Source organism: uncultured Thermosynechococcus sp. (assembly GCF_937958135.1).
In the GTDB taxonomy this organism is placed as follows: domain Bacteria; phylum Cyanobacteriota; class Cyanobacteriia; order Thermosynechococcales; family Thermosynechococcaceae; genus Thermosynechococcus.
Window position 1 is genome coordinate 1 of the sequence record NZ_CALGOG010000031.1, and the last position, 10656, is coordinate 10656.

Here is a 10656-nt window from a genome sequence, read left to right on the forward strand (position 1 = left end):
GTGCTCTAACCATGCCTAGAAACGAAAATCCTCACCGAGGTAGTATTGCCGCACTTTGGCATTCTGTGCTAATTCCCAGCTATTGCCTGCAGCCAAAATCTGCCCTTCCCGCAGAATATAGGCGCGGTCAATAATTTGCAGCGTTTCCCGCACGTTGTGATCGGTAATGAGAATGCCCATCGGGCGATCGCGCAGTTTAGCAATCATCTCCTGTAAATCATGCACAGCAATCGGATCCACCCCCGCAAAGGGTTCATCAAGGAGCAAAAAGCTAGGCCCTTGGGTTCCTGCCGCTAAGGCACGGGCTAATTCCGTGCGCCGCCGTTCTCCCCCTGAGACTTGCCGACCAAGGGTGTGGGCAATGTGGGTGAGGCGAAATTCCGTCAGCAGTTGATCCAAGCGATCGCGCCATTGGCGTCGTGGCACCCCCGTCTCTTCTAAAACCAAAAGAATATTTTCAGCCACCGTCAAGTGGCGAAAGATGCTCGGTTCTTGGGGCAAATAGCCAATGCCCCGCCGTGCTCGCTGATGTAGAGGCGCATGGGTAATCTCCTCGTCATCCAGCCATACTCGCCCGTAATCTGGTCGTTCAATCCCTGTGGCAATGTAAAAGGTTGTCGTTTTGCCAGCACCATTAGGTCCCAACAGACCGACCACTTCCCCCCGTGCCACCGAGAGACTGACGTGATCGACGACCCAACGACTGCCATACCGTTTGCATACACCCTCTAAACGCAGCGTAGTGGGTAACGCAAACCGTCTATTGGGGCTGCACAGGTCCAAGAATTTGCTGGTTAGGGTCATCGCGAATCATTAGGATGGCTTCAACTTGGCGGCTGGGGGCAGGCAGGGCAACGAATTTGGCCTCTGAGATAAGGTAAGTGATAGTTTCAGCGCGGAGACTGTTCCCCTGTTGCAAAACGTACACATTGCCACTGAGGACAATGCGACCCTCGCGGCTAAAGTATTGAGCCTGTGCGGCACTGGCCTGAATTTGGCGGGCAGGATAGCGCAATTGCACATTTCCCCGCGCTGTAATCACCCCCGTCACTGCGTTTGCCTGTTGAACATCCGCCAAGATGGTGAGTGCTTGGGTAGGCGGTTCTTGGGAATCTGCCGCTTGCCAAAATAAAGGTACCATTGCCAACCCTACTCCCACTGTACCCAGTGCCAAAAGGCGAGAGGGCCATCGGGAACAAGATTGCAACATTTCCTTATTCTCCGCCACAATGTCTTTATCCTAGTGGATAAGGGAAAATTTCCGCAAAATGCCCGTTTATTTCTACTGGGGGGAAGATGAGTTTCGACTAGAGCAAGCCGTTAAGGCCCTGCGGCAACGAGTGGTGGATCCCCTATGGGAGAGTTTTAACTTCGAGAAATTTGCCGGGGAGGACGCTGCAGCCGCTCAAGCCGCCTTGGCACAGGTGATGACGCCACCCTTTGGCGGGGGCGATCGCTTGGTGTGGCTGGTGAATACAACCCTTGGTCAACGCTGTAGTGCAGAGCTACTTGCAGATTTAGAACTCACCTTGCCGCAAATTCCCCCGAACTGTCACTTGCTCCTCACCAGTCCTCAAAAACCCGACAGCCGCAGTAAAGCCGTCAAGCTACTGCAAGAGTATGGCCAGATTCAGGAATTTAGTCCGATTGCCCCTTGGAAAACCGCCGAGATTGAACAGCAGATCCGTGAAGCGGCTCAATGCTATCAACTGCACCTCTCCCCTGAGGCAGTCCAGCTCATTGCAGAAGCCGTGGGTAACGACAGCCGCCAACTGCACAATGAATTAGAGAAATTGGCCTTATTTGCGGGCGATCGCCCCCTTACCGCTAAGGACATCACAGCCCTAGTTCATGCTACTCAACAAAGCAGCCTCATCCTTGCCAGTACCCTCCTGCGCGGGGACACCGCCACAGCCCTCAGCCAACTAGAAGGCCTGCTGCAACAAAACGAACCGCCTTTGCGCCTCCTAGCGACTCTAACGAAACAATTTCGCACGTGGTTGTGGGTCAAGTTGCTCAGCCATGAGCGGGACAATCAGCGCATTGCCAAGCTTGCCGAAGTCGGCAACCCAAAACGGGTCTATATTCTGCAAAAGGAAGTCAATGCCGTTCCTCTGCCTGCCCTTCAAGCCTGTTTGCGGATTCTCTTAACTACGGAGTACCAGCTTAAGCTGGGAGCCGAGCCAGTGACCACCCTGCGCCAGGGAATGATTCAACTTTCCTTAGCCTGTTCACGACGTTCGTGGGGCGATCGCTCTGGCGGCGGCGAGAGCTGACTGGGGGGAAGCCGTGAGGGCTTACGACTGGGACGGTTCCACGTTTGCCATGCCGCCTTTACCCCAGCAAAGACACTACGGGTGGTAACTTTTGCCTCCTGAACCTGCCGTTTTGCCGCTGCAATGCCTTGATCCACCTGCTTAATCACATTCCCTGCCCTTTCTACTCCTTGGCTAATGTCATCCGTGAGATCGCTAATCTCCAAGCCCGTCAAGCGAATGGCTTCCAATGTGGGCGGTAGCTCGCGCCCCAACGTATCAAAAAGCTTTTCAGCACTGCGGGCAGCCCGTGCTAACTCTATAAATGCCGGAATTGCGGCAACCAAAACGGCTGCCAAGCATACGGCCACTAATACCAGTGACACTGCCAACCAAAAAATTGGTTCTGTCACGTTGGTTCGTCCACTGCGTCCTGCGGGGATGTGTCCCGATACTATCACGAGTTCCCCAAGGGCAACAGTTAAAAGAATCACGCCTAGGGTCAGCGCCCACCAAAGAAGATCAAGCTACAGTTCTTTTATGCCCAAAACCAAGCGCGCCTAGCAGGTTTGCTACAATTGCTGTGCAAGTATTAGTTGCCGTTGCGTTGCTCGATCTATGCAATCACCTTCAACAAGGGGTTAACAATACCTTTGTTTGTGGCGTTCTTGCGTGATCTGTTCATCGTTGTACTGATTGTTTAGGACTATTTGCCGTGGGCACTGAATTCCATTCCCATTCTTCCCCTTCTCTGCATTCTCACCCCCATCACCACAGTGAGGAATCGCTGCGGGCGATCGTCAATCGGCTGTCGCGCATTGAAGGGCACGTGCGTGGCATTAAAGCGATGGTGCAGGACAGTCGTCCTTGTCCAGAGGTATTGATTCAAATTGCCGCAGTGCGGGGAGCGTTGAACCGGGTGGCACGGCTGATTCTCGATGAGCATTTGAATGAATGTGTGACTCATGCCGCTCAGGAGGGACGCATTGATCAGGAGCTAGCAGAACTCAAGGCTGCCCTTGATCATTTTTTGGGATAATGGTTTGGGGTAGCCTAAATAATGCCAATGCCTGCTGTTATTGTGATCAATTGGGTACTAGGAGTCATCCTCGCCGTTTTGACGTTGATTTTTCTTGTGCGTATCATCTTCACGTGGTACCCCCAGGTTAACCTCACGCAAGGACCATTGAAAATTATCTATTGGCTCTCAGAGCCGGTTTTGGCACCCACTCGCCGCATTGTGCCGCCTTTGGGGGGGGTGGACATTAGCCCCATTATTTGGCTAGGCATTGTCACGCTCCTGCGGGAATTGCTTGTGGGACAGCAGGGACTGTTGTTTCTCTTGTTTCCACCGGCCTAGTGGAGACGACAACACCCCTCAACCCGAAGCCATTTCTCAAGTGGGCCGGCGGCAAGTCTCAGTTGCTGAGCCAGATAGCTCCCTACTTGCCCCCAGAATGCCGCTGCTATACCGAGCCATTTTGTGGCAGTGCGGCGCTCTATTGGTATCTCTTTAGCCAAGCGCAGCGAGGGCAGTTTCAGTTTCGGCAGGCGCGGTTGAGCGATCGCAACGCTGAACTCATCAATTGCTACCAAATTGTGCGCGATCGCGTTGAGGACTTAATTGGCCAGCTCACCGAGTATCGCCAACAGCACAGTAAAACCTTTTATTACTACATTCGCAGCTTAAATCAGCAGCAACTGGATCCCCTGACGCGGGCAGCTCGGTTTATCTATCTCAATAAGACCTGTTTTAACGGTCTCTATCGCGTCAATCGTGCAGGGCAGTTCAACGTTCCCATGGGGCGCTATGCCAATCCCCAGATTTTTGATCCTGAGACGCTGCGGCAAGCCAGTCTTGCCTTGCAAAACGTGACCTTGAGTGTGGCGGATTTTCAAGAGGTCTTAACGTGGGCAACGGCGGGGGATTTTATCTACTTCGATCCCCCCTATTATCCCCTTTCTAAAACTGCCAACTTTACCAGTTACACCGATCAGCCCTTTGGCGAGGCTGAACAGATTGCCCTGGCCCAGGTGGTAGAGACGCTAGCGCGGCGGGGATGCTACGTCATGGTCAGCAATGCATGGGTTGAACCCGTGCTGCAACTATATCAATCTTGGCGCTGTATTGAACTCAAGGCCAGCCGTGTAATTAACTCCAATGCGCATAAGCGGGGCAAGATTAGTGAGCTGCTGGTTGTCACCTATCGCTGCTAAGGTTGCTGCTCAAGCGCTCTAGGCTCATTCGGGAAAGTACTTGCCCCGTGTAGAGACCATGACTGCACCCCGTTCCCGAATCAAGTCCTTGGCTGCCCGTTCTAGACGGTAGCCAAAAAAGAGGGGGCGAATTTCCTCAGCAGCCTCTACTTGAGCCACAAGGTTCAAAAATCGCTCTACTTCTGATTCTGTGATGTTACTTTTGACTTCTCCCAAGACTAGTACTGGTTGTCCCTGCACTTGGCCACGAATCACTAAATCAAACTCATATTGCCCATTGCGCAGGGGTAGGGTGTCGCGATCGCAAAATTCAATTTCCATCCCCCAGCGGTACTCAAGAATTTCCGGCACCACTTCCAAAGCCAAGTCTTCTAAGGAGCCGCCGAGGGCTTCACTGAGACCGCCCACCTGCCGCGCCAGTTGTCTAACTGCCCTTTCTGTCCGTTCTTGAGCTGCAGAAAGTCTATCTACCGCAGCAGCTAGCTGATCCACCCGCTCTTCGGTGCGTTTTTGCGCCGCCGCTAATTCTTCAACCCGTTCTTCGGTGCGTTTTTGGGCTTGAGCTAGCTCTTCAACTCGCTCTTCGGTACGCTTTTGCGCCGCCGCTAATTCTTCAACCCGTTCTTCGGTGCGTTTTTGGGCTTGAGCCAGCTCTTCAACTCGCTCTTCAGTACGCTTTTGCGCCGCCGCTAATTCTTCGACCCGTTCTTCGGTGCGTTTTTGGGCTTGAGCTAGCTCTTCGACTCGCTCTTCGGTGCGTTTTTGGGCTTGAGCTAGATCGGCAACAATTGCTTTCAGCTCATTAAAGTCTTTGGCCTTGACGACATCGTCATAGGCCTCACGAATTACTTCTGCCAGTAGATGTGCCTGCTCGGGACTAAAGGCAGCCCGTAATTTTTCTTCTAAAGCAGAGGTCATTGTATTTCAAATCACCAATAGTTTCATTGTAATGCTTGGCCAATTGCACTTGTGAGCTGTGGTTAGACTATAAAGCATCAGGTGGTTTGAGGACAGCGTTATGGTGAAAGATGGGTTGCGCTACTGGCCGCTAGGTGTTGCCCTCCTTTTAGGGGTGCGTCTTGAACCGGTTAAAGCAGCAGAGATGTCACTCCCCCGAATTAGTATGGCAGAGGAGGAGTGGATGGCTCTCAGCAAAGAAGACGCCTTTGCCCAAGCTCGCCTACCACGATTTGAAGGCTCGGCTGTCGATCTATTGCCGCCGCCACCAACGCCACCGGCAAAAGTTGCCCCTGCTATAGAATCTCCTGCCTCTCTACCGACGAGCACTGAGGTCAAGGGAGATGCGCCAGTCCTCCCCATAGAACCTCCACCGACAACGGCTGACAATTCCTTAAAGACCCCGACAACAGGGGAAATAATAACAGCAGAACAGGCAGCCCAAGAGGGGCGTTTAGCGCTTTTGCGGGAGGGCGATCGCCACTGGCAATCAGGAGACTTTACCACTGCCCAAACCTACTACCAAAAGGCCAAACCTGACCTAAACTTGCCACCTCCTCGCGTCACACCCCCAGCTGTACAGGAAATCAGTCAACTGCCTCCCGCTGCCCAAGTCTATTGGCGCGAAGTTCAAGGCGGCTCCCAACTCTACAGTGCCCAAGCCGTACCACTACAGCTTTTGGTGGAGCAGTTTCCAGAGTTTATTCCCGGCCAAGTGCGCTTTGCCGAGTTTCTCGTACAGCAGGGCTCCCTCAAAGAGGCCTATGCCCACCTCGAACAAGTTGCCAGCCTTTATCCCGATCAACCTGATATTCATCGTACCCTCGTCACACTCTACGATCGCCAGCAACAGTGGCTGGAAGCCGCACTCGCTGCCCAACGCTTTGTCCTGTTGAATCCTGACCACCCCGCCACCCCTGAATTTCAGCAATTGGCTGCAGAGCGAATGCAACGCTTCCGTCGCCGTCTTCAGGGGCAGTTGCGCGAAGGGATGATTGTCGGTGCCCTTACTGGATTGGTGGGTGTAGCTGTCACGGGCAATCCCCTCCTGTCTTTGGACTCGATTCAAATGATGGCCTTGATGATGCAGGGGGAATCTGCCCTCGGTCGTTCAGTAGCCCGGCAAATTAGCCGCCAAGTCAAGCTGCTTGAAGATGCTGAGGTTCAAGCCTATGTCAATGAAATCGGACAGCGTCTGGCCAAAGTAGCAGGTCGTCATGAGTTTGAGTACGAGTTTTTTGTTATCAAAGATAACGATCTCAATGCCTTTGCCCTGCCGGGCGGTAAGATCTTTATTAACACGGGTGCAATTCTAAAAGCCAATACAGAAGCAGAATTGGCCGGCTTACTTGCCCACGAAATGGCGCACGCGGTGCTCTCCCACGGCTTTCGCCTAATGGTGCAGGGCACAGCCACTGCCAACTTGACGCGGTTATTCCCCACTGGCGGCTACGTGACAGGGTTGCTCGTGACTCGCTATAGTCGGGAGATGGAGCGAGAGGCAGATATTTTAGGAACACGCATCCTAGCACGGGCAGGTTATGCTGCCGATGGCCTCCTCAATTTAATGCATACCCTCAAGAAGGAATACCGCAATCAAGAGCCACCCCTGCCATGGTTTTCCACGCACCCGCCGACCGATGAGCGGATTCGCTATATCCGCGGTCTGATGCGCGATCGCGGGTACACCCCCTTTGCCTTTGAGGGGGTCGAACGGCATCAACAGATTCAAGCCCATCTGCGCACCCTAGTGGATCCGCCCAATCCCAAAAAGTCCAAACGGGAGACGGCCAAAACACTGCAATAGCTCAGCATGATCTGAATGTCCAAATATTGTTTTCAAACTCTTGAGTAGGAATCCGCGTTTCTCGCCCTAGGGGAAGAGTACTGGGATAAAGTACAAGTGGCAGCCTTGCCGCAACTCTTCAGTTAATGCAGGCATGAAACAACTGCTTTGCTTGAGTAATGGTCACGGTGAGGACGCGATCGCCAGCTCGATTTTGCAGGCCTTGCAGCACCAGTGTCCAAACCTAGACTTGATGGCATTGCCCTTGGTGGGCTTAGGGGCTGCCTATACGCGGCTGGGAATTCCTCTCCTCCACCGCGGCAAAAGCCTTCCCTCTGGCGGCTTCATCTACATGGATCTGCGCCAGCTATGGCGAGATCTCGGCGCAGGCTTGCTGGGACTTTTGGGGGAACAGGTTTGTGCCGTCCAGCGTTGGCAACGATTCTCGGCAGGGCATATCTTGGCCGTTGGTGATATTGTGCCTCTATTGCTGGCCTATGGTACGGGGGGAACCTATAGTTTTATCGGCACTGCTAAGTCTGACTATTACCTCTATGATGCGATGGGGCATCCTTATCGTTGGGGCATGGGCTGGGCGGGAAGTGACTACCTGCCCTGGGAGCGATGGTTGTGGCGATCGCCCCGCTGTCGAGGTGTTTTTGTCCGCGATGCCCTGACCGCCAAGAACCTCCAGCGACTGGGGTATGCCGTCCACTACTGCGGCAATCCCATGATGGATTTGGTGATGCCGCCACCTGTCCCTTCTCCCTTTACTGAGAAAACAATTGTGTTGCTGCCCGGTTCCCGTGCCCCTGAAGCCTACCGCAACTGGCAACAAATTTTGCGGGCAGTGACACCCTATCAAGATCGGCCGCTGATCCTTCTTGCCGCTGTGAGTCCAAGCCTTGACTTACATCCTCTTGAGCAGCGCCTTGAGGGTTGGCAACCTATCCCCAGTCCATTACCCCAGACCAAGGCATGGCAGTTGGGTCAACACCAACTGATTTTAAGTTCACACCACTTTCGTGAATTTCTACATTGGGCAGAAGGAGGCATTGCCCTCGCCGGAACGGCCACAGAGCAGTGCGTTGGCTTAGGGAAACCTGTGGTCACGTTTGCCGGTGCAGGCCCCCAATTTACCCGTGACTTTGCCACTCGCCAAAAGCGTCTTCTCGGAGACTCGATTTTCTTACTCGATGATCCTCAGGCAGCCATCCCCACCCTCTGCAAGATCTGGGAAGATTCGGCCTCACTGGCGCGAGTTGCTACCAATGGTAAAGAACGCATGGGCGAACCTGGCGCCAGCGATCGCATTGCCGCACAACTCTTAAAAACCCTCCGTGATTAAGTCCTCACAAAAAAAGACCCCCATCGATACAGATGGGAGTCAAATCCTAATGAATTAGAGATTAGCGACTGACCCTAGTCAAGGCTAGGCATTGAGAGAACGGGTTCAGATTTGCGGTCAATCCCCTTCTCAAAACCAGCCGCCGCCGCACGGGCACGACCCGCGTGCCACAGGTGACCCACCAAGAAGAAGAAGGCCAAGACAAAGTGGGAAGTGGCCAGCCAAGAACGGGGCGACACAAAGTTCACCGAGTTGATTTCAGTGGCCACACCACCCACCGAGTTCAACGAACCCAAAGGTGCATGGGTCATGTACTCAGCGGCCCGACGCTCTTGCCAGGGCTGAATATCATTTTTGATCTTGTTGAGGTCAAGACCATTGGGACCGCGCAACGGCTCTAACCAAGGACCGCGGAAATCCCAGAAGCGCATTGTCTCACCACCAAAGATGATTTCACCTGTGGGAGAGCGCATCAGGTATTTACCCAAACCCGTGGGACCTTGCGCCGAACCCACGTTCGCACCCAGTTTTTGGTCACGGATCAAGAAAGTCATTGCCTGAGCTTGAGAGGCTTCTGGACCCGTAGGACCATAGAATTCACTGGGATAGACCGTGTTGTTGAACCAGACAAAGCAGGTGGCAATGAAGCCCATCATCGACAGGGCGCCCAGGCTGTAGGAAAGATAGGCTTCCCCAGACCAGATGAAGGCACGACGTGCCCAGCCAAAGGGCGTTGTTAGAATGTGCCAGATGCCACCGGCAATGCAGATCAGGCCAACCCAAATGTGGCCACCGACCACGTCCTCAAGGTTGTTGACGCTGACAATCCAGCCCTCGCCCCCAAAAGGAGACTTCAGCAGATAGCCAAAGATCACCCTGGGGTCAAGGGTGGGGTTGGTAATGACACGGACATCCCCACCACCGGGTGCCCAAGTGTCGTAAAGACCCCCAAAGAACATGGCTTTGGCTACCAATAAGAGGGCACCAATGCCAAGGACGATCAGGTGGAACCCCAGAATCGTCGTCATTTTATTTTTGTCCTTCCAGTCGTAGCCGAAGAAGGGGAAGTATTCCTCTAGGGTTTCAGGACCACGAATGGCATGGTAAACCCCACCAAAGCCCAAAACGGCAGAGGAAATTAGGTGCACGACCCCAACCACAAAGAAGGGGAAGGTGTCCACGACTTCACCGCCAGGGCCAACCCCCCAGCCAAGGGTGGCAATGTGGGGGATGAGAATCAGCCCCTGCTCATACATTGGCTTTTCAGGAATGAAGTGAGCCAACTCAAACAGGGTCATGGCACCGGCCCAGAAAACTATCAGGCCGGCGTGGGCGACGTGGGCACCCAAAAGTTTACCGGAAAGATTAATCAGACGAGCGTTACCGGCCCACCACGCGAAACCGGAGGAATCTTGGTCGCGATTGGTGGCAAAAATCGAGTTACTAGAGAGCGTTACCACGGGGGAGTACCTCTTCTGGGAAGACAAAGTTTTCATGGGGTTGGTCTTGGGGCGCCATCCAAGCACGGATGCCCTCATTCAACAGCAGGTTCTTCGTGTAGAACGTCTCAAACTCAGGGTCTTCCGCTGCCCGAATCTCCTGGGAAATAAAGTCATAGGAGCGCAGGTTCAATGCCAGACCCACCACACCGATTGAACTCATCCACAGGCCTGTTACCGGCACAAACAACATGAAAAAGTGCAGCCAGCGTTTGTTCGAGAAGGCAATCCCAAAAATTTGGCTCCAGAAGCGGTTTGCCGTCACCATTGAGTAGGTCTCTTCCGCTTGGGTCGGCGTAAAGGCGCGGAAGGTGCTGGCCGAATCCCCATCCTGAAAGAGGGTGTTTTCCACTGTGGCACCGTGGATGGCACACAACAGAGCACCACCCAGCACACCGGCGACCCCCATCATGTGGAAGGGGTTCAAGGTCCAGTTGTGGAACCCTTGGAAAAACAGCAGGAAGCGGAAGATGGCGGCCACCCCAAAGCTGGGGGCAAAAACCAACTGGATTGCCCCAAGGGGTAGATGAGGAAGACGCTGACAAAGACGGCAATGGGGGCACTGAAGGCAATGGCGTTGTAGGGACGGACGCC

11 protein-coding genes and 1 pseudogene are annotated in these 10656 nt (G+C 53.8%); 6 read left to right on the forward strand and 6 right to left on the reverse strand.

The features are described from left to right. Window positions 1–15 precede the first annotated feature (15 nt). The gene (gene lptB / locus Q0711_RS04165) at window positions 16–804 is read right to left on the reverse strand and encodes an LPS export ABC transporter ATP-binding protein (protein WP_298616031.1); all 789 of its coding nucleotides are present in this window, start codon (window positions 802–804) and stop codon (window positions 16–18) included. Beyond that, a complete protein-coding gene (locus tag Q0711_RS04170) occupies window positions 761–1141 on the reverse strand; it encodes an LptA/OstA family protein (protein WP_298616033.1) in 381 nt (126 codons plus the stop codon). Before Q0711_RS04170 ends, lptB begins: the two co-directional genes overlap by 44 nt. A 127-nt stretch (window positions 1142–1268) precedes the next feature. On the opposite strand from Q0711_RS04170, the gene holA reads away from it, so the two are divergent. Then, a complete protein-coding gene (gene holA, locus Q0711_RS04175) occupies window positions 1269–2276 on the forward strand; it encodes a DNA polymerase III subunit delta (protein WP_299041725.1) in 1008 nt (335 codons plus the stop codon). On the opposite strand, the gene Q0711_RS04180 is transcribed toward holA, so the two are convergent. Next, window positions 2213–2668 carry a hypothetical protein gene (locus Q0711_RS04180; RefSeq protein WP_298616567.1) on the reverse strand — a complete coding sequence of 152 codons (456 nt, stop codon included), beginning with the start codon at window positions 2666–2668 and terminating at the stop codon, window positions 2213–2215. The genes holA and Q0711_RS04180 overlap by 64 nt on opposite strands. A gap of 302 nt (window positions 2669–2970) precedes the next feature. Between Q0711_RS04180 and Q0711_RS04185 the strand changes: the two genes are divergently transcribed. From Q0711_RS04185 to Q0711_RS04195, 3 genes are read left to right on the forward strand one after another with little or no spacing between them, the layout of a single operon-like run. Next, window positions 2971–3294 carry a metal-sensing transcriptional repressor gene (locus Q0711_RS04185; protein ID WP_298616569.1) on the forward strand — a complete coding sequence of 108 codons (324 nt, stop codon included), beginning with the start codon at window positions 2971–2973 and terminating at the stop codon, window positions 3292–3294. 27 nt (window positions 3295–3321) lie between these two features. Further along, on the forward strand, window positions 3322–3615 hold the full coding sequence (locus Q0711_RS04190; protein ID WP_366142508.1) for a YggT family protein: 294 nt from the start codon (window positions 3322–3324) through the stop codon (window positions 3613–3615). Then, window positions 3615–4472: a DNA adenine methylase gene (locus Q0711_RS04195; RefSeq protein WP_298616573.1), complete on the forward strand. Its 858-nt coding sequence runs from the start codon at window positions 3615–3617 to the stop codon at window positions 4470–4472. Before Q0711_RS04190 ends, Q0711_RS04195 begins: the two co-directional genes overlap by 1 nt. Before the next feature lie 24 nt (window positions 4473–4496). On the opposite strand, the gene Q0711_RS04200 is transcribed toward Q0711_RS04195, so the two are convergent. After that, complete coding sequence (locus Q0711_RS04200; RefSeq protein WP_298616575.1) at window positions 4497–5390, reverse strand: hypothetical protein; 894 nt, start codon at window positions 5388–5390, stop codon at window positions 4497–4499. A 100-nt stretch (window positions 5391–5490) separates the two neighbouring features. Here Q0711_RS04200 and Q0711_RS04205 point away from each other — a divergent pair, with 100 nt between their 5' ends. Both Q0711_RS04205 and Q0711_RS04210 read left to right on the forward strand, forming a co-directional pair. Then, complete coding sequence (locus Q0711_RS04205) at window positions 5491–7236, forward strand: M48 family metallopeptidase (RefSeq protein WP_298617410.1); 1746 nt, start codon at window positions 5491–5493, stop codon at window positions 7234–7236. Between the two features lie 133 nt (window positions 7237–7369). Continuing rightward, entirely contained in the window at window positions 7370–8563 is a 1194-nt protein-coding gene (locus Q0711_RS04210; protein WP_299041729.1) for a lipid-A-disaccharide synthase-related protein, read from the forward strand. 74 nt (window positions 8564–8637) lie between these two features. Here the strand turns inward: Q0711_RS04210 and psbC are convergent, their stop codons facing one another. Together psbC and Q0711_RS04220 are read right to left on the reverse strand one after the other, a co-directional pair. Further along, window positions 8638–10023 carry a photosystem II reaction center protein CP43 gene (psbC, locus tag Q0711_RS04215; RefSeq protein WP_298616581.1) on the reverse strand — a complete coding sequence of 462 codons (1386 nt, stop codon included), beginning with the start codon at window positions 10021–10023 and terminating at the stop codon, window positions 8638–8640. A gap of 103 nt (window positions 10024–10126) precedes the next feature. After that, window positions 10127–10656, reverse strand: a pseudogene (locus Q0711_RS04220) (photosystem II D2 protein (photosystem q(a) protein)); the annotation flags it as partial.